The following is a 19342-nucleotide window of genomic DNA, read 5'->3' on the forward strand; positions in this document are numbered from 1 at the left end:
GGGACCGACTGCGCTACGAAATCGGGAAGATCGTTTCGACGTCGTCGGCGGGACGGGGAATGACGTGAACGCCGACCAGCTCGCCTACGCGGCGGGCGGCGGCGGCACCTGCGTCCGTGGCGGCTTTCACGGCGGCGACGTCGCCACGGACGATGGCCGTGACCAGGCCCGCGTCGACCTTCTGCCAGCTCACCAAAGTGACATTGGCCGTCTTCAGCATGGCGTCGGTGGCCTCGACCATGCCCACGAGCCCACGTGTCTCGATCATCCCGAGCGCGTCGCCCACCTCACGCGGTGCCTGTGCCATGGAGCGGAAGTCTAGCATTCCCCGGCAACCGGCAACGGGCAACCGGGCGGGCCCGCGGCACTTTCCCTGGCGCCGGGCACTGGGCATCGGTGGCCAGCACCTCACCACGTAGCCGCAGGCCTTCCGCCTTCGCTGAGGCTACGGCGCGGTAGGGCGGGCTCCTCACCACGTGTGGCAGCCGGATTCAGTCCGGCGGTCAGGCGCAGCGCTCTCGTCAGAGACCGAATCGCGCTGGTGACACGGCCGGCGGGACGACGGTGTCAGGGTTGGCGACGATGTCGGCGACGAGATCGGCTGTCAGTGGGGCGAGCAGGGCGCCGTTGCGGAAATGCCCCGTTGCATGGATGACGCCGGGGAGCCGTTGCGCGGGACCGATGATCGGCAACCCGTCTGGCGAGCCGGGGCGCAGCCCCACGCGTACTTCGCTGAACGCGCCGTCGGCGAGCGCGGGCACGAGTGCCTGCGCGGCCATGCAAAGGTGCAGGACGCCGGCAACCGTCGCCCGCGAATCGAACCCGGCCTCTTCCTCGGTGGCACCGACGAGCACCTCGTCCGCCCACGGCACCATGTAGCAGGACGGTCCCCACAGCACGCGGCGGAGCCCGCCGTCGGGCATCTGCAGCCGCAGCAGTTGCCCCCTCACGGGATGCGCGGGGATTGGTGGATGTCCCTCGACGGCGAGCGACATCGACCACGCGCCGGCCGTCACGATGAGGCGCGGGGCGTAGAGCGTGTGCGCGTGCGTCCGCACTTCGACGAGATGACCCGCCTGACGCACCTGCTCGACGCGCTCCGAGTGACTGAAGCGAACGCCAAGACGCGTGCTCGCGTGGCGCAGGGCATCGACGAGATCGCGGATGCGCACGGCGCCGTGCTCCATGATCAGGAGCCCCGCGAGCATTGGCGCCACGTCGGGCTCCAGTTCCGATACGGCAGCCTCGCCATCGACGAACTGACACGGCACACCCACGGCATCGAGACGGGTGGCAAGGCTGGCCAGCGCCGCCGCGCCATCTTCCGTGCCCGTCACCTGCAGCGTGCCGTTGCGAACGTAGGGCACGTCGATGCCGGAGTCGTTGCGGACACGCTGGATGAAGGCGTCGTAACGCGACAGACTGTCGGCGCCGATCCGCTGGAGCGTCGGGTTGTGCAGCCCCTCGATGTGCGGACACAGCATGCCGCCCGACGCCTGCGACGCACCGCCGCCGGGCGCGCTGGCGTCGAGTACAAGAACGGATGCCCCGTGACGTCCGAGGGCATGCGCGACGGCACACCCGATCAGCCCGCCACCAACGACGATGACATCCGCGTGCGAAGTCACAGCAGCAAGTTTACCGGCAACTTCCTACCGTGTCAGATTCCTGAACTGCACCTGCGCGCGGTAGTCGGACTGGAGGCTTCCGCCCGACGCGGGAGCGCGGTCGACGAGCCACTGGTAGGTGCCGTTGAGCGAGCCCGGCGTGACGTCGATGCCGGCGCGCAGGCTGGCGACCTCGACGCGCAGGGTCGGCGTCGTGGCCGGGACGTCGAGGCGGCCCGCCAAGGCGAGCTGGTCGTCTGTCTGCACCTGTCCGACGAGGGGAACCTGCACCGATGGCTCGGCCGAGTCGACGAGGGTGGCCGTCACCTGATCGCCGATCTGTTCGACGCGCAGCGTGACAGTGCCTGTCGTCGACGCGCCGGAGACGCACGGCGGCGACGTCGACCCCGTGGCGCACGTGAGCTGCAGGCGATTCAGGCCGCCAGTCCACGTCCCCTGATAGTTCGAAGCGACACGCAAGGAGAGGCTTCCTGATGCACCACCGCTGGTAGCCGTGATCGTGGCAGCTCCCGCACGGCCGGCCGTGGCGAGACCCGACGCACTCACCGATACCACGCTGTTGTCGGAGCTCGTCCACGTGACGGGTGACGTCGACACCCCGCTGACGGTGAGCGTCTGCGTATCACCGGCGCGCAGGACGATGCGCGGCGCGGTGATCTGGAGCGACCCGCTCGGCGACGTGGGCGTGCTGGAGGAGCTGTCGCACCCGGCCAGCAGGAAGGCGAACACCATGAACGCGGCGGCGGAGAAGCGAGACGTCACGCCGCGACTGTAGCAAGATGAACGGGTCTTCGAAAGTCATGCGACTCGTCCGCTCACTCGTTTCGCGCGCGCCGATCGACGCGGAGATCCGCGCCGCCCGCTATCCGAATCACGATCCGGCGCGATGGGCACTGCCGCTCGTCGACGCACTCGATCGTCTGGCCACGGGATGGCAGGTGGTCGAGCTCGACGAGGCGACGTTCGCGGCGCTCTGGCTGCCTGCTCACGAAGGTGAGCCCTGTCACGGCGACAGCATGCGGCTCGGCGATGATCCGGCAGGCCAACCCGTGCGGAGCGCGATCGAGTGGCTGGACGTGCATCGCGATGCGTACGCGTCGGCCAATCCATCGTGCTGGGGACGGATCACGCACGCCGCGACTGCCTCGTCAGCAGCCCCCATCGTCGTATCGCCCGTGAACGTGGGCGATCGCGTCATGCCGCCGCATGCCGCGTTGGTCGTCGTCGACGGCCTGCACCGCGCGGTCGGCTACGCACTCGCCGGTCGTCGCACGTGCCTCGCCTATGTGCCGATGGTGGAAGGGGAGTAGTGCCGGGAATGCCGCGATGCCGAATGCCGTCCCCACGGCGTAGGGACCGGCGGGCGACGATCACCCCACGGAGGTGTAGCCGCCGGATTCATGCGGCGAACGGGGATCGCGCGGGCCGGACACGTCCGGCCCCTACAGCGAGGTGGTGGGCCGGCGGCTATTTGCGCGGGCGGGCAGGTTTCTCGCCCGGAGAGGCTGCCCTGGGAGGGTTCGGCGTGATCCACGTTGCCGGTGGCACGCCGCGACGGACCTGGCCAGACGAGGTGACGTTGCGCCCGTCGTTCTGACGCGTCGTCCACGTGGCCGGCGGCGGCTCATTGGCCTTGTCATGGCGACCCCGGTCCACGCGACCCGAGGAGCGGTCGTCGTCGCGCCGCTCACCGCGATGACGCACGCGACGATCCCCACGTTCGCCATGGTCGGGGACGGCGGTCGGCACGATCACGATCGACGGAACGACGTAGGTCACGACCTCCTGCTGCTGCACCACGACTGATGGCGGCTCATCCTGCTCGACGAACACCTCCGCCTCATCGTCCGCGTAGGTATCGACGGACGTGGCATGCCGTGTCCTCATCCGCACCATCAGCGCAATCACGCGCTCGGGGATGCCCTCGGCCTTCAGTTCCTGGATGTCAACCAGGTCCAGCGTGAACGGCCCGCCATCGGTCTCGATGAGCGCGATGAGCACCTCCTCGCCAAGCCCGGACCTGTGCAGTTCCATGATGTCGCGCACGGTGAGGTCGCCTGCGAACGACAGGCTGGCAGACAGGAGCAGGCCGCCGAACGTGAGTCCAAGGATGCGTGTCATGGCTTTCTCTCGACGGCCGGCGACGGTCCTGGGCCGTCAACAAGGACTGCAGGGGCCGGACTTGTCCGGCACGCATGCTGAGATCCGGTGCCCGGTGCCCGGTCTATGTGCAAGATGCGTCCCGCCCCGTGATGTCCCCGTTGGGATGCAGTCGCTGTCCTGTGCAGGCGTCGGCGTGGACGGCGGCATCGCGTAAGTGCCCGTCGGGCGCAGGTTGGCCTCAGGCATGAGGTTTGCGCTACCGTGCACTGCGCCGGACGATCCGGCCAGAGTCACGAACATGGACCAGCGCGCCCTCCCCGCCTCGGCTCTCGTGCTCGGCTGCCTCGCTGCCGCCGGGATCGGCGGCTACGTGGCCGTGCGACAAGTGACCCCCGCCGGCGCGAGCGCGCCCGCCGGCACGACGCGCGAGGCACCGGAGCGCGCGTCTGCAGCAGTCGATCCAGCCACTCCGAACGCGTCGGAACCTCGCGCTGCGCAGGTCACTGCGTCGGAGGCCATCGCACCCGTGGGCAAGGCGCCTGACCGGCCGACGCCAGTCGCTGCGGTCACTTTCCAGACGCCAACGCCGCCAGTCGCCCCTCCCCCGATGGACGTACCGCGCAGCACGCCGCCAGTCGTCGCACCGTCGGCGCTTCCCGGGGTGTCGGCGCCGCCGCAGGCTGAACACGCGGCCGACGCGGAGCGGAGCGGCGGTACCGAATCGATCGACGAGTCGCCCATTCCCTCGTCGGTGCCAGTCGCCGAAGCCACGAGGGCTCCGGAGCCCGTACGGCAGTACGAGCCGATTACGATTCCCGCCAACGCCGTGATCGGCATTCAGATGGAGCAGACGGTCTCGACCGAGTCGGCTCGCGTCGAAGACCGCGTGCGGGCGCGCGTCACGCGCGACCTGGTCGTCGCTGGCGACGTGGTGGTACCCAGGGGCGCACGCCTCATCGGCCACGTCGTGCTCGTTGAAGAGGGCGGGCGCGTGAAGGAACGCGCACGGCTCGGGCTCCGATTCCATACCCTCGTACTGCTCGACGGCACCGAGGTCGCGATGCCGACGGAGATCGTCTACCGCGATGGCGATTCACCCACGGGCCGCAGCGCGAAGAAGATCGGCGGCGCGGCCATCGGAGGCGCGGTGCTCGGCGCCATCCTCGGCGGCGGCAAGGGCGCCGCGATCGGCGCGGCGACGGGCGCGGGCAGCGGTGCGGGCTGGGCGATGACAGACGACCGCCAGCCTGCGGTGATTCGTGCCGGGCAGTCGCTCACCGTCCGCCTTGCCGACTCCGTGACCACGCACGTCGAGCGCTGACAGCGGCGCTATACTGCGGGGCATGACTGCCGGCATCGTGAACTTCACTCGAGTGGACGCGACAGTGGCCTGCGCCGGCGACACGCCGAAGGAGGCGATTGCCACGCTCCCTGGCATGGGCTTCGTCTCCGTCATCAACCTGCGGCTGGCTCAGGAACCAGGCGTGGCAGACGAGGCTCAGGCGGCGCACGACGCCGGACTCGGATACTTCCATCTCCCGATGGACCCGAATGCGCCGACCTTCGAAACCGCGGAGCAATTCCTTGCCATCGTCGAAGACACGGCCAACCAGCCCGTGTACATCCATTGCGCGTCGGCCAACCGCGTGGGCGCCGTGTGGGTCATCAAACGCGTGGTGCAGGACGGCTGGTCGCGTGAGGACGCCATCGCCGAAGGTCAGCGTATCGGCCTCAAGAGTCCCGTGATGCTGGACTTCGTGCAGCGCTTCCTCGATGCACGAGCCTGACCCGGGCCCGCGGCACGCGTTTCCCGACATCCCGCGTACGGCGGGCCCGCTGGGCGACATGCCCGCCGACGAATTCCGCGCGGCGGGCCACGCGCTCGTCGAGTGGATCGCCGATTACCTCCAGCACGCCGAGCGATACCCGGTGATGGCGCAGGTCGAACCCGGCGCCATCGCGCGCAGCGTGCCGTCCGCGGCACCCGATCACGGCGAGTCGATCGGCGCGATCCTCGCCGACATCGATCGCGTGATCGTTCCCGGCCTCACGCACTGGAACAGCCCCACGTTCTTCGCGTACTTCTCGATCTGCGCCAGCGGCCCAGGCGTGCTCGCCGACTTCCTCTCGGCGGCGCTCAATCAACAGGCGATGCTGTGGCGCACGTCGCCCGTTGCGACCGAGCTCGAAGCCGTCACGCTCGGCTGGCTGCGCCAGTTGATGGGCCTGCCCGCACCGTTTGAGGGCGTCATCTACGACACGGCGTCGATCTCCACGCTGCACGCACTTGCCGCGGCGCGTGAACGCGCGCTGCGCGGCGTCCGCCGCACGGGCCTGGCTGGCCGCGACGATGCGCGGGGGCTGCGTGTGTACTGTTCCGATCAGGCTCACTCCTCCGTCGAGAAGGCCGTCATCCTGCTCGGCCTCGGTCACGAGGCCGTCGTCAAGATCGCGTCCGACGAGGCGTTCCGCATGGACGTCGACGCGCTCGACGCGGCGATCGCGGCCGATCGCGAGGGGGGACGGCATCCACTAGCCGTCGTGGCCACCACAGGCACGACGTCGACGACGAGCGTGGACCCCGTGCCGGCGATCGCCGACATCTGCGCGCGCGAAGGCGTGTGGCTGCACGTCGACGCGGCATACGGCGGTGCGGCAGCCCTCGTCCCGGACATGGCCTGGGTGCTCGCTGGCGCCGACCGCGCGGATTCGCTCGTCGTCAACCCACACAAGTGGATGCTGACGCCATTCGACCTGAGCGTGCTCTTCTGTCGCGACATGGACGCGCTCCGCGAGGCGTTCGCGGTGGTGCCCGAGTACCTGAAGACGAGCGAGGCGCCAGAAGTGCGCAACCTGATGGACACCGGCGTGCAGCTCGGCCGGCGATTCAGGGCGTTGAAGCTGTGGTTCGTGCTGCGGTACTTCGGGGCGGAGGGGATGCGGTCGCGTATCGCCGAGCACCTGCGGCTCGCCCGCATCTTCGCCGGATGGGTGGATGCCGATCCCGCGTTCGAACGGCTGGCACCCGTACCGATGAGCGTCGTGTGCTTCCGCGCGAGACCAGCCGCGCTGGCCGGTGACGGGGCCGCGCTGGATGTCCTCAATGAACGCGTACTGAATGAATTGAATGCAGACGGGCAGATTTTCCTCTCGCACACCAGGCTTCGCGGCGCGTACGCCCTGCGCCTGGCCGTAGGCCATGCCCGCACCACCGAGGCCCATCTTTCGATGGCGTGGGACCTTATCCGCGCGCACGCCGCGCGCTCGTGAGGCTCGGCCGTACGGCCGGCACACGTTTTGCGATGGAGACGAGTCGATGCGACGTGTCCTGACCCTCGTGGTCGGCACTCTGCTGTGCGTGGCGATGCCGCGCGCCGCGGCGGCCGACATCCTGCTGACGCCGTTTGCCGGCGTGAGCTTCGTCGACGAGAACACGAAGAAGATGACGTACGGGGCGACGCTCTCGCTCGGAGGCCTGATCGGCTTCGAGGGCGAGTTGGCTCGGACGTCACTGGCCGAAGCGTCGCTGCGTGGCACGCCCATCGACCTGAACGCCCATGTGACGACAGGCATGGTGAATGTCGTCGCGCGCTTTCCCACGGGTCCGTTGCAGCCATACGCGACGGCCGGTCTCGGCGTGATCAGGGCGACGGGCAGCGCTGACGTGCCCGCGCTCGGGCCCGCACTGAGCATCAGCGGCAGGACGTTCGGCATGAACTACGGCGGCGGGCTCTACGTCTTTCCGTCGAAGTCGATCGGCATTCGCGGCGACATCCGGTACTTCAGGACCGTGGGCGACCTGACGCTGAAAGGTGCCGCGGACCTGTTCGACATCGACCTGCCGGTGCCCGACTTCGACTTCTGGCGCATCACCGGCGGCGTCACCCTCCGCTTCTGATGCCGATGCCAGCGCTCACTGTCCGGACATCCGGTGCCCGATGCCCGGTGACCGGTGCCCGATAGGAGGCTTCATTATGCGTAAGTTCATACTGACTTCTTTCATCCTCGCAACAGCGGCGGCAGCGTCCACCACGCCGACTGCGGCACAAACGACAGGCGGAATCATCACGCCGTTCATCGGCGTCACCACCAACACGCCGACCGACGAGAACCGCACCGTGTACGGCGGATCATTCGGCGTCACGGGACGCATAGTCGGCGTCGAGCTCGACCTCGGCTACGCGCCGAACTTCTTCGAGGACGAGGACGACTTCGGCGAACTCGACAGCAACGGAAACGTGACGACGGTGATGGGCAACCTGCTCGTCGGCGTACCGCTGGGCAAGGTACGCCCCTACGGGACCGTCGGCCTCGGGCTGATGCGCGCGGACCTCGGCCTGCTCGACTTCTTCGACGATCTCAGTCGCAACGACCTCGGCGTCAACTACGGCGGGGGCGTGATGGTGTTCGTGTCGGACAGGATTGCCGTCCGGGGAGATCTGCGGCAGTTCCGCAGCCTCGACAACACGGACCTCGACGACGATTTCCCGGAGCCGCGCGATTTCAGGCTCGGAGACTTCAAGTTCTGGCGCGCGACGGCAGGAGTGACGTTCCGCTTCTAGAATGGGCGCGTGCCTCTGCCGCGACGCATCACCGACATCCAGCCGCCGGTCATCCCCATCCTCGGCGACTGGATTCGCAGCAATCCCGGCACGATCTCGCTCGGGCAGGGGATCGTGTCGTATGGCCCGCCGCCAGACGTGGCGGCGGCGCTACAGACCTTCGGCGGATCCGTGGCGGACCATCGCTACGGTCCCGTCGAGGGCCAGCCAGACCTCCTCGCGATCCTGCAGGACAAGCTGACGCGCGAGAACGGCATCCACCTCGATCGGCGGCGCGTGGTCGTGACCGCCGGGGGCAACATGGCGTTCCTCAACGCCGTGCTCGCGATCACCGATCCCGGCGACGAGGTCATCCTGCCGGTACCGTTCTACTTCAATCACGAGATGGCGCTGACGATGATCGGCTGTCGCGCCGTGCCGGTTCGCACCGACGCGAACTATCAGCTCGCTCTCGACGCGATTGGGGACGCCATCACCTCGCGTACCCGCGCCATCGTCACCGTCTCGCCGAACAACCCGACGGGCGCCGTCTATCCCGAACACGCGCTGCGGGCCGTGAATGCCTTGTGCGCGCGGCACGGTCTGTTCCACATCAGCGATGAGGCATACGAGTACTTCACGTTCGGCGACGCGCGGCACTGTTCACCGGCGTCTGCCGCCGGCAGTCGTGCGCACACGATCGCGCTGTTCTCGCTCTCGAAGGCATATGGCTTCGCGAGCTGGCGCGTCGGGTACATGGTGGTGCCGGAGGAACTGTTCGACGCCGTCAACAAGGTGCAGGACACGAACCTGATCTGCCCGCCGCTGGTGTGTCAGGCAGGCGCCGCCGCGGCGCTGCGCGTGGGACGCGCGTACTGCGTGCCGAAGGTCGCCGACCTCGACGTCGTTCGCAGCGAGGTCCACGCAACGCTGGCAGGCCTCGGTGATCTCGTCGAGGCACCGCCGACAGATGGTGCGTTCTACGTGCTGCTGCGCGTCAACACGACGCTCGACGCCTTCACGCTGACGCGGCGGCTGATCGAGCGGCACCGCGTGGCCGTCGTGCCAGGCAGCGCGTTCGGCCTCACCGACACGTGCGCGCTGCGCATCTCGTTCGGCGCCCTCGATCGCGACACGGTCGCCGCCGGCATGGCGCGCCTGGTCGACGGCCTCCGCGCGGAGATCGCATCGTGACGTTGGGGACGGACAGAGAGGTGTAGCCAACGGACTGTGTCCGGCGGACCAGGATCGCTGACTGCCGGACGAGTCCGGCAGCTACGCCGTGCGCGTCGCGCTGTCGTCCTGGAACATCTGCCACGCGTGGACGACGGCGCGAAAACGCCGGGTGCGATCGTCGCTGGTGCGGGTATCGCGTGCGACGTGACGATCGGGGTGCGTCTCGAACACGAGTTGCCTGTAGGCGCTGCGGACGTCCGCGTCCGAGGCTCCTGCCGCGATTGACGCACCGAGACGGTTCAGAAGCTGGATCGCAATCCGCTCCCGCGCGCTGCGCCTGACGATGCGCACGGGACGCGCCTGACGCGACGACGATGACGCCTGCGCGCCGCATCGCGATGACGCCGGCGGCGCCTCCACGGGGATCCCCGCCGCCGCAGGCGCTGCAGACGCCGGTTGCGGATAGCGCTGGTGGAGGACTGTCGCCGACGCCACGCGAAGCGGCTCGAGGCGATGGACCCAGGACGGACTTGCGATGCGCGGCTCGCTCAGCCTGCCGAGCACCACCGGAGGCGGCGCGTCAGCCAGCTTTCTGAGCAGCACGTCGGCGAACCCGAGCCGAGCTCCCATGGAGAGGAGATCGGCGCCGGCCGCCGCCGCTTGAATGACATGCCAGGCAACGGGCAACGGGCACCCCGACAACCGGACACCGGTCCGGATGGAGGCCAGGGGTTTCAACCCCTGCGCAGACGGGTACAGGGGCACCCCTTGTGGGTGCCGTTCCGAAGGTCCACGACCGTGTGATCTAGACTGCCGCATGCGTCTGTTCCCGATTTTCGCGACGGCCGCCTGTTGTCTGCTGGTCCTGGCGATGCCGGCATCCGCCGGCGCGCAGGCGCCGGTGCCGCCCGTGCCTTCCGTCGCGCAACTCCAGTGGCAGCGGATGGAGTTCACGGCGTTCGTCCACTTCGGCCCCAACGCCTTCACCGGCGTCGAGTGGGGCTCGGGGCGCGAGCAGCCCACCGTCTTCAACCCGACAGCGCTCGACGCCCGGCAGTGGGCGCGCACCTTCAAGGCCGCAGGCATGAAGGGCGTGATCGTGACGGCGAAGCATCACGACGGGTTCTGCCTGTGGCCCACGAAGGAGTCGACGCACACGGTGGCCGCGAGTCCGTGGCGCGACGGCAAGGGCGACCTGCTCCGCGAGTTGTCCGATGCGGCGCGCGCCGAAGGCCTGAAGTTCGGCGTGTACCTCTCGCCGTGGGATCGCAATCACCCGACATACGGCACGCCGGAATACAACGACGTCTTCGTGCGCATGCTCGAAGACGTGCTGTCCAACTACGGCGAGATCTTCGAGGTGTGGTTCGACGGCGCCAACGGTGAAGGTCCCAACGGCAAGCGTCAGGTGTACGATTGGCCGCGCTTCCACGCCGTGGTGCGGCGCCTGCAGCCGAACGCGGTGATCTTCAGCGACGCCGGACCCGACGTCCGGTGGATCGGCAACGAGCGCGGCGAAGCGCCGCTCACCAACTGGGCGATGCTCGATCGCGATCGCTATCAGCCAGGCACGCCGCTCAGCATGGACCTGCCAGAGGGGTCGGCGCTCGGGCGGTTCTACGTGCCGGGCGAGTGCGACGTGTCGATTCGCCCGGGCTGGTTCTGGCGCGCGGCGGAGAACACGCGCGTGAAGTCACCGCGCGCGTTGCTGCGGTTGTACGAGACGTCCGTCGGACGCAACTGCACGCTGCTCCTCAACGTGCCGCCAGACGATCGCGGTCTCATCCACGACAACGACGTGAAGGCGCTCGCGGGCATGCGCGCGTTCGTCGATCGCGTGTACGGGTCGTCGCTGGTGCCATCGGGAGCCACGGCGGGGGCCTCGTCTGCGGAGCGAGGGCATGCGGCGTCGGCGGTGCTCGATGCCGATCTCGACTCGTTCTGGGCGCCGGCCGGATCGACCGAGACAGGTGCGGTGACGGTGGACCTCGGCACGCCCGTCACCTTCGATCGCGTGCGGCTGCAGGAGTACGTGGCGCAGGGACAGCGCGTCTCGCTGTTCGAGATCGAAGCCTGGCTGAACGGCGCCTGGACGCGTATCGCCAACGGCACCACCATCGGCCACACCCGCATCGTCGCCACCGACGTCACGACGACGTCACGCGTGCGGGTGACGATCCATGACGCGCGCGGCGTACCGCTCATCGCGTCGCTGTCGCTTCACGATTCCACGAAAGCCGCGCCTGCCGCGGCGGAGGCTCACTGACATGAACAGACGGCAACTCCTCCAGTCCCTGACCGTGGCACCCGTCGCGGCATCGTTGACGCCGTTGACACACGCGTCGTCGACGACGAGCGCTGCCGCGCAGGCAGGTACAGGTACCGCCGACCGGGTGATCGTCATCTCGCTCGACGGCGTGCGCACGCAGGAGATGTTCGGCGGCATCGACGTGAGCATCCTGCAGCACGTGATCGGCGAGAAGGTGAAGGCGTCCGATCACGCGCTGTACAAGACGTTCTGGCGCGAGACACGCGAGGCGCGACGCGAAGCGCTGATGCCGTTCATCTGGGGCACGTGGCTGAAGTCGCACGCGTCGATCGTCGGCGATCGCGAAGCGGGCAGCGTGATGACGCTCGGCAACACGCAACGATTCAGTTACCCGGGCTACGCGGAGCTGATGACGGGCGCGCCGCACGACGACGTCATCACCAGCAACGACAACAGGCGGTATCCCTTCGAGACGGTGCTGCAGGTCCTGCGGCGGGAACTCGGCGCCACGCGCGAGCAGGTGGCGTGCTTCGGCTCGTGGGACGTGTTCAGGTCGATCGCCTCGTCTGTCGACGATGCCGTGTTCGTGAACGCCGGGTTCCAGGCGTACGACTCGCCGGATCCGCGGCTGCAGGCGCTGAGCGCGGCGCAGTTCGAGACCGTGCCCGGCTGGAACTCGGCGCGCTACGACCACTACACGTGGCAGTTCGCGCTCGATCACCTGAAGCGGCACCAGCCGCGCGTGTTGTGGATCGGGCTCGACGAATCCGACGACTGGTCGCACGGCCGGAACTACGTGCGGTTGATCGAGTACCTGCACCGCTTCGACGGCTGGCTGGCAAAGCTGTGGGAGCAGCTGCAGACGGACCCGACGTTCAAGGGGCGGACGGCGCTGATGCTGGTGACCGACCATGGTCGCGGCAACACGACCGCCGACTGGAACAGCCACGGCAAGGACACCGAGGGCGCGCAGTACGTGTGGGCGGCGGTGTCTGCGCCGAACTGGGCGGCGCGCGGTGTGTGGGCGCCGGGACATCCGCCGGCATCGCAGAGTCAGGTCGCGGCGACGATAGCAGCGTTCATCGGGAAGAGCGCGCCCCGAGGGGCGGGCGCGCCACTGAGACCGGTGTCAAAGGGGAAAGGGTAAGGGGTAACGGACAAGGGCAGTACCAAAGGGGGAAGGGGAAAGGATCAAAGGGACGGAAAGGGGGAAGGGGAAAGGGTGCAGGCCGATCAGCTCTATGGGGGCGTGGCGAGTTCCAGGCGCTGGCGTTTCAGGTAGAGGCCCTTGCGCGTGATGCCGAGGGCTGCGGCGACGGCGACCTGGTTGTTGCCGTTGCGTTCCATCGCGCGAGTGATCGCTGCGCGTTCGATGTCGTCGTGAATCTGCTGTAGCGGACGATCGAGCCAGACGCTGCAGTACGAACGGTCACCGTGCGTCGGCGGCAGCGTCGGCGTCGACGTGCGGACGTTGGGTGCGAGGTGCGTCACGTCCACCAGTTCATCGTCTTCGCTGAGGGCGACGACGCGCTTCAGTTCGTTGGTGAGCTGCCGCACGTTGCCCGGCCATTCGTAAGCAGACAGGCACTCGAGTGCCTTGGGCGTGAGCTGGGGGATCGGCTTCCCCGCCTGTTTTGCATGCATCGTCAGGAAGTGGTTGACGAGCGTGGGGATCTCCTCGCGCCGCTCGCGGAGCGGCGGGATGGTGAGCGAGACGACGTTGAGGCGGTAGAAGAGGTCCTCGCGGAAACGACCGGCGCGAACGAGCTCCTCGAGGCGCGCGTTGGTGGCCGCCACGATGCGGACGTCGACGTGCTGGGGCCGTTCGCCGAGCGGCTGGATCTCGCCACTTTCGAGGAAGCGCAGCAGCTTGGGCTGCAGGTCGGCGTCGAGCTCGCCGATCTCGTCGATGAACAGCGTGCCGCCCTCGGCCTCGCGGATCAGCCCCTTGTTGTCGGCGACGGCGCCAGTGAACGCGCCCCGCCGGTAGCCAAAGAGCTGCCCCTCCAGCATGTCGCGCGGCACGGCCGACACGTTGAACGCGATGAACCGCCGCTGCGACCGCTTCGAAAGCTCATGAACCTCCTGCGCGACGATCTCCTTCCCCGTCCCCGTCTCACCTGCGATGAGCACGGGCAGATCAGTTGGAGCGACGCGCTTGATCGTTGAAAGTAGTTTCCTCATCTCTGTCGAGATGTAGAGACCCACCTTGCCCTCTGGAGCGACATCAAGCTCCCAGGAAAGCACACGCTTCTTGGACTCCTGCCCAGATCGCAGGGCCGCGATCGCTGTTCCGATCATGCCGAAGACTTGTGCAATAGTTTCGCGCGAGGTGGGATCGAGCTTGGGCTGCAGCTCTAACGTGACGGTCTCGTCTCCGACGGCGCCAAACGCAATTGCATAAGGAGAATCCGGCGACAGTGTTCGCGACTGGATTACGCGTCCGTCAACGATCACCTTCATTCTTCGAAGCAAGTGGATGGTCTCAGATGCGGCGAGCGCTGGCTGCGGAAGAAGCGCGCACACGTATGCCAATGATTCGGCGAGTTCGAAATGCAGTCTGTGCCTTCTGGTAGATGGCAGCCCCAACGGCGGCCAGTGGTTGGCGGGCACGGAAGCCCTGATTCTCGCTGTCTGCTTTGCGCTACATCGATCGCCGGACGCGAGGAAAATCCGAATAGCCCTTCCGTGCTCACTGTACCAGCGCTTTCGATCCCCTCGATCAGCCGCCAATACCGCACGTACGCGAGCCAGCAGACCGACAATTTCGGCACTGGGGTGTTGCAGGCGCTCAACGACATCCACAACGTCGAGGTCGGCGCGTGCGCTGTTTCCTGTCGCACAAAGCACTTCCGCACAAAGCAGCCTGAGTTTGGCCCAGTTTGCTAGATCACCGCGGTCATCTGCTGCCTGTTGTGCGGCAGTCAGCAGCTCAATCGCACCCTGCATGTTTCCGGATGCAACGGCAAATCTGCTACGAACCGAGGCCGAGTCAACCAGAAGGATGGTAGTCCCGCTGAGCTCAGAGACAATCGCGTCGATCTCTCGGACGTGTGGCTCTGCCTCCTGGATACCTCCCGTCTCCAGCGCGACGTTGGCGAGCGTATCAAGGAGCGCTCCACGCGCTAGCGATACTCTCGGAACAGCATCTAGTGCAGTCGAAGCCAGTGTTCTAGCTTTGTCGAAGTGGCCGCGACGACACTCAAGAAACGCTAGATTGGCTTGTGCAGCAGCTTGAAGAGATTGAAGCCCATGTACTGAAGCCGTCTCATAAGCGGTGCGAGCCCAACGAGCGGCGTCTACGTTCCGCGCGAGCAGATACTCTGCACCAGAAAGCGCTAAGCAAACGAACGTCTCGATGGCGCCGTTTGGCTCTGGTTCCAGCAGGGCCAGTGCGGAGAGCAGTTCAGGAACAGCGACGCCCGGAAGGCTTCGCTGCGCATGAGCCTGCCCAACGCGAGCATGCAGCGACGCCATCAGTTGGCGGTCTCCGCACTTCAGTACGGCGCGTTTGGCTGTTTCGAAGGCCTGCTGGCTCTCAGCGAGTCCGCGGTGGCTCGTTAGCAGTGTAAAACGCGAGAGCGCCGCGAGAGCAACCTGCTCGTGCTCCTGTGCAGCCTCTCCTTCCACCAGCACTCGCCCCAGCGTATCGAGTGCGTCTGCTACGCGACCAGATGAGCCGAACAGTTCACCCTTGACGCGCAGAGCAAACACTCGCAACGCTGCGTCAGGCGAGTCAACGGCATAGGTCCCGAGCTGTGCAGAAGCGGCTGACACAGCGCCAGCCTGTCGCAACAACTCAGCCTCGATGACGTCGCGTGTCGCATCAGGAAGAGATGCGGCATGCAACATGCGTCGACTACTAGAGGCGTTACCAGAACGGAGGGCACGCCGGAGGGCGGCTGGCAGGTTCAGGGGCATTCGGTGAAGTGCCGCAGAGTGTACAGCACTTCCTCGACCGCCCCTGATTCGACATTTATGATCTCAGTCGCCCCACACCAAGGTATCGCCCCACACGAGCGTGTCACCCCATACCAGGGTGTCGCCCCACACGAGCGTGTCACCCCACACCAAGGTATCCCCCCACACGAGCGTGTCACCCCACACCAAGGTATCGCCCCAGACGAGCGTGTCGCCCCACACCAAGGTGTCCCCCCACACGAGCGTGTCACCCCATACCAGGGTGTCGCCCCACACGAGCGTGTTCGCGCCGGCTTTCGCGGCGAAGGTCAGACCACTGCGCTCGATTGTCTCGCCGGCGATGTTTGTCGTTGGCAAATTCTGCAACCCGCGTCGGGAAGCCGACACAGCAGAGACGACGTTGATAGCGCCGGCGCCGGCGGCGGCGACGCCGGATTCGGCGACGCGCTGCGAGGTGAGCTGGAGCACTGCCTTCACCTGGTGCGGCTTGAGCGACGGGTTGGCCTGGAGCACCAGCGCCGCGGCACCTGACACCATCGCCGCCGCCATGCTCGTGCCCGACAACCGCAGGTAGAAGCGCTGGCCGGACCCGGTCGAAACCGCGCCGTCCTTCTGCGCGAGCGTGCTCTGCGCGGCACCCGCCGACACTATGCGGCGGCCCGGCGCCGCGAGGTCGGGCTTCATGAACCCGTCGATCGCCGTGAGGCCACGCGAACTCCAGTCGGTCACGCGGTCGTCACTGCGCGCCACGGTGCCCATCGTGTCGATCGCGCCCACGGTGATCGCCGACGGCGCGTTGCCCGGCGAGGTGATGCTGTCGCGCACGCGTGTGCCATCGGGCAGCGTGCCGAGGTTGCCCGCCGACGCCACCACCACGAGCCCCGCGCGACTCGCACGCTCCACCGCCTGCACGAGCGGATCGTCGGCCCAGCTCTCCAGCACCGGCTTGCCGAGCGACAGGTTGACCACGCGCAGCTTGTACGCGCGACGGTTCGCGATGGCCCAGTCGATCGCCGCGATCACGTCGCTCGTCGTGCCGTGTCCCTTCGCGTCGAGCACACGCAGGTTCACCACGTGCGCGCCTGGCGCCACACCGCTGAAGCGACCCGCACGCGTCGTCACGTTACCCGCCGCGATGCCCGCCACGTGCGTACCGTGGCCGTAGCCGTCGTTCCCGCGCTCACGCACGGAGACGAAATCCACGGCCGCCACTACGCGGCCGCGCAGCGATTCGTGCGTCGACGCAATCCCCGAATCGATGATCGCGATGCCAATGCCCGTCCCGTCCACACCCGGCAGGCCGAAGGCCCCGCGCCACGCCTGGTCGGCACCGAGCGCCTGCACCTCGGTCGCCATGTGCGCTGCCACCGGCGCGTCCTCGGCCACCGCTGGCACGCCCGGGTCGCTCGCCAGGCGCGACAGGCCGGCCCTGTCCACTCTCAGGACGGCCCCCGTCTCCAGCACCTTCTCGACCACCAGACCATGCCGCGCCGCAAGGTCGCGGATCTGCGCCGGCGTCCCGGAGACGATCACCCCGCGTGCGGCACCGGCACCCACCTTGTCCACCAGCCCCCTCGACAGGCGCGCGCGATGGCCCTGAGCATGCAGAGGCGACGACAGCACCAGCATCAGAAAGGCGATGGACACCCAGACGACGGTGCGCTGGATGGGCGAAGGGAGGGTCGAACGGAGGGAGAACATCGTGCAGGCTCCAGGTACAAGGGGAACGCGTTTCGGAGCTCGCCAAAATTGCCATGTGACGATGCGCCGACGTCTGGAGCAATACATGCGTCGTGCCATGTGTGCAGAAATTGCGATCTCGGACACGAGATGCATGAGACGAATGCACCCCTGAAGCGGCGGACTCGTTGTGCCGACACAGGATCAGGGCCCGTCTCGACAATTGGAAGTCAACCTCATCATTTGCTTGGAATCACTGTCGAGGCAGATTTTCCGCCCGTTGATCGGCCAAGATCTTGGCCGGTGTAGCCAAGGAGTTGCCCTCTCCCATGAAGCGTCTTGCCGGCGTCCTCCTGCTTCTCGCCCTCATCGTCGCCGGCCTCGTGTGGCTGCGTACCGCTCCCGCGCGGCAGGCCGACACGACGTTCGAACTCGTGGCCACACTCCGCGCCGAACCGCGTACGCTCAACAGGCTGCTCGCCGCCGACCGCGCCGCCCTCGTCGTCAGCCAACTCATCCACGAGCCGCTGGTCCGCGTGAATCACACGACGCAGGATCTGGAACCCGCCCTGGCCTCGGCATGGACCCTGTCCGACGATGGCCGGCGATTCACGGTGACGCTGCGACCAGATGCGCACTTCTCCGACGGCTCGCCCGTCACGGCAGGCGATGTGGTGTTCTCGGTGGAGACCGCTGCCGACACGCGCATCGGCAGCGTCGTGGCCGACAACCTCCTCGTGGATGGTGCTCCTGTGGTGGTGCGGGCGATCGACGCGCACACCGTCGCGATCGAGTACCCCACGCCGTTCGGGCCGGGACTCCGCCCCCTTCACGGCGTACCGATCCTGCCGCGCGCGCGCTATGAGGGGTTGGTCAGCGACGGCTCTCTCTCGAACGCGTGGACGGCAGACGCCCCGCCGGCGGGGATGGTGAGCGCCGGGCCGTTCGTCCTCGAACGCCACGAGCCAGGCGTGGCCCTCCACCTCGCACGCAATCCGCACTACTGGCGTCGCGCCGGCGATGGCGCGCGGCTGCCGCGCGCCGCACGTCTCCGCTTCGACATCGTCCCGTCGCAGGATGCGGAGATGCTGCGTCTGCGCGACGGCCAGGCGGATGTCGTCACCGCCGAGTTGCGCCCCGACGATCTGCCTGAAGCACGCGCGCTCGCCGCACAGGGCCGGCTGCAACTCTTCGAGCTCGGCCCTTCGCTCGACACCGACATGCTCTGGTTCAACCTCGGGCCGCACGCACCTGGTGGCGAGAAGCGCGCGTGGCTGAAGGCCCGGGCGCTGCGAGAGGCGATTTCGCATGCCGTCGATCGCACGGCGTTCATCAACGCGGTCTACAGGGGCGCAGCGGTGCAGGTGTCGAGCATGATCACGCCCGGCAATCGCGCCTGGCACGCAGATACGCTCGCGCCGCGACCGTATTCGCTCGACATGGCGGCCACGCTGCTGGACTCGATCGGCGTCCGCGATCGCAACGGCGACGGCATGCGCGAAGACGTCTACAACGCACCGGCGCGCTTCACGCTGCTCGTGCAGCAGGGCCACACGATTCGCCAGCGTGCTGCACTGGTCCTCCAGGAGTCGCTCTCGAAGGTCGGCCTGCAGGTGGAGATCGCCAGCCTCGACGCACGCGGATTGCAGGAGCGCCTGCGGCAGGGTACGTACGAGGCGATGTACCACGGCCTGCCCGGATCGGACACGGACCCGTCGGGCCTGATGGAGTTCTGGCTGTCGTCGGGCGCGTTCCATCTCTGGAATCCCGGACAAGCCACTCCGGCCACGCCGTGGGAGGCCGAGATCGATCGCCTGATGACGAGTCAGCTTTCAATTACCGATGTGAACGAGCGCCGTGCACTGGTCCTGCAGGCGCAGCAGGTGCTCGACACGGAGCTGCCGGTAATAGTGTTCGCCGCGCCGAACGTGACGGTGGCCACGAGCGGACGACTGGAGCACGTGTCGCCAGGGCTGCTGTCGCCGACCGTGCTCTGGAACGCCGCCGCGATCGGCGTGCGGTGA

General features: G+C 67.6%; 17 protein-coding genes. 10 read left to right on the forward strand and 7 right to left on the reverse strand.

Features of this window, described 5'->3' with window-relative positions:
• Positions 1-13 precede the first annotated feature (13 nt).
• The 3 genes from IT182_00630 to IT182_00640 all read right to left on the reverse strand — a co-directional run bounded on the left by IT182_00630 (position 14) and on the right by IT182_00640 (position 2360).
• Positions 14-307, reverse strand: coding sequence for a BMC domain-containing protein (locus IT182_00630; GenBank protein ID MCC6161838.1), 294 nt, complete (start codon positions 305-307; stop codon positions 14-16).
• Positions 308-521: 214 nt separating this feature from the next.
• Positions 522-1628, reverse strand: a complete 1107-nt coding sequence (gene thiO / locus IT182_00635; GenBank protein ID MCC6161839.1) for a glycine oxidase ThiO — start codon at positions 1626-1628, stop codon at positions 522-524.
• 24 nt (positions 1629-1652) lie between these two features.
• Positions 1653-2360 (reverse strand): Ig-like domain-containing protein, encoded by a 708-nt coding sequence (locus tag IT182_00640; GenBank protein ID MCC6161840.1) that lies wholly within the window; start codon positions 2358-2360, stop codon positions 1653-1655.
• 68 nt (positions 2361-2428) lie between these two features.
• On the opposite strand from IT182_00640, the gene IT182_00645 reads away from it, so the two are divergent.
• Positions 2429-2938 carry a hypothetical protein gene (locus IT182_00645; protein MCC6161841.1) on the forward strand — a complete coding sequence of 170 codons (510 nt, stop codon included), beginning with the start codon at positions 2429-2431 and terminating at the stop codon, positions 2936-2938.
• Positions 2939-3095: 157 nt separating this feature from the next.
• Here IT182_00645 and IT182_00650 read toward each other — a convergent pair whose 3' ends face one another.
• Positions 3096-3749: a hypothetical protein gene (locus tag IT182_00650; protein MCC6161842.1), complete on the reverse strand. Its 654-nt coding sequence runs from the start codon at positions 3747-3749 to the stop codon at positions 3096-3098.
• 280 nt (positions 3750-4029) lie between these two features.
• Here IT182_00650 and IT182_00655 point away from each other — a divergent pair, with 280 nt between their 5' ends.
• The 6 genes from IT182_00655 (at position 4030) to IT182_00680 (ending at position 9466) form a co-directional block, all read left to right on the forward strand.
• A complete protein-coding gene (locus IT182_00655; GenBank protein ID MCC6161843.1) occupies positions 4030-5052 on the forward strand; it encodes a hypothetical protein in 1023 nt (340 codons plus the stop codon).
• Between the two features lie 22 nt (positions 5053-5074).
• Complete coding sequence (locus tag IT182_00660) at positions 5075-5518, forward strand: hypothetical protein (GenBank protein ID MCC6161844.1); 444 nt, start codon at positions 5075-5077, stop codon at positions 5516-5518.
• Positions 5505-7001, forward strand: coding sequence for an aminotransferase class I/II-fold pyridoxal phosphate-dependent enzyme (locus tag IT182_00665; GenBank protein ID MCC6161845.1), 1497 nt, complete (start codon positions 5505-5507; stop codon positions 6999-7001). The genes IT182_00660 and IT182_00665 overlap by 14 nt, the downstream gene beginning before the upstream one ends.
• A 46-nt stretch (positions 7002-7047) precedes the next feature.
• Positions 7048-7629, forward strand: coding sequence for an outer membrane beta-barrel protein (locus IT182_00670; protein ID MCC6161846.1), 582 nt, complete (start codon positions 7048-7050; stop codon positions 7627-7629).
• 76 nt (positions 7630-7705) lie between these two features.
• Positions 7706-8293: a porin family protein gene (locus IT182_00675; GenBank protein MCC6161847.1), complete on the forward strand. Its 588-nt coding sequence runs from the start codon at positions 7706-7708 to the stop codon at positions 8291-8293.
• 15 nt (positions 8294-8308) lie between these two features.
• Positions 8309-9466, forward strand: coding sequence for a pyridoxal phosphate-dependent aminotransferase (locus IT182_00680; protein ID MCC6161848.1), 1158 nt, complete (start codon positions 8309-8311; stop codon positions 9464-9466).
• 81 nt (positions 9467-9547) lie between these two features.
• Here the strand turns inward: IT182_00680 and IT182_00685 are convergent, their stop codons facing one another.
• Positions 9548-10078 (reverse strand): J domain-containing protein, encoded by a 531-nt coding sequence (locus IT182_00685; protein ID MCC6161849.1) that lies wholly within the window; start codon positions 10076-10078, stop codon positions 9548-9550.
• Positions 10079-10265: 187 nt separating this feature from the next.
• Between IT182_00685 and IT182_00690 the strand changes: the two genes are divergently transcribed.
• Both IT182_00690 and IT182_00695 read left to right on the forward strand, forming a co-directional pair.
• On the forward strand, positions 10266-11714 hold the full coding sequence (locus IT182_00690) for an alpha-L-fucosidase (GenBank protein ID MCC6161850.1): 1449 nt from the start codon (positions 10266-10268) through the stop codon (positions 11712-11714).
• Position 11715: 1 nt separating this feature from the next.
• On the forward strand, positions 11716-12864 hold the full coding sequence (locus IT182_00695) for an alkaline phosphatase family protein (GenBank protein MCC6161851.1): 1149 nt from the start codon (positions 11716-11718) through the stop codon (positions 12862-12864).
• Between the two features lie 92 nt (positions 12865-12956).
• Here IT182_00695 and IT182_00700 read toward each other — a convergent pair whose 3' ends face one another.
• Both IT182_00700 and IT182_00705 read right to left on the reverse strand, forming a co-directional pair.
• A complete protein-coding gene (locus IT182_00700) occupies positions 12957-15569 on the reverse strand; it encodes a sigma 54-interacting transcriptional regulator (protein ID MCC6161852.1) in 2613 nt (870 codons plus the stop codon).
• A 132-nt stretch (positions 15570-15701) separates the two neighbouring features.
• On the reverse strand, positions 15702-17339 hold the full coding sequence (locus tag IT182_00705) for a S8 family peptidase (protein MCC6161853.1): 1638 nt from the start codon (positions 17337-17339) through the stop codon (positions 15702-15704).
• A gap of 308 nt (positions 17340-17647) precedes the next feature.
• On the opposite strand from IT182_00705, the gene IT182_00710 reads away from it, so the two are divergent.
• Complete coding sequence (locus IT182_00710; protein ID MCC6161854.1) at positions 17648-19342, forward strand: ABC transporter substrate-binding protein; 1695 nt, start codon at positions 17648-17650, stop codon at positions 19340-19342.

Source organism: Acidobacteriota bacterium (genome assembly GCA_020845575.1).
In the GTDB taxonomy this organism is placed as follows: Bacteria; Acidobacteriota; Vicinamibacteria; order Vicinamibacterales; family Vicinamibacteraceae; genus Luteitalea.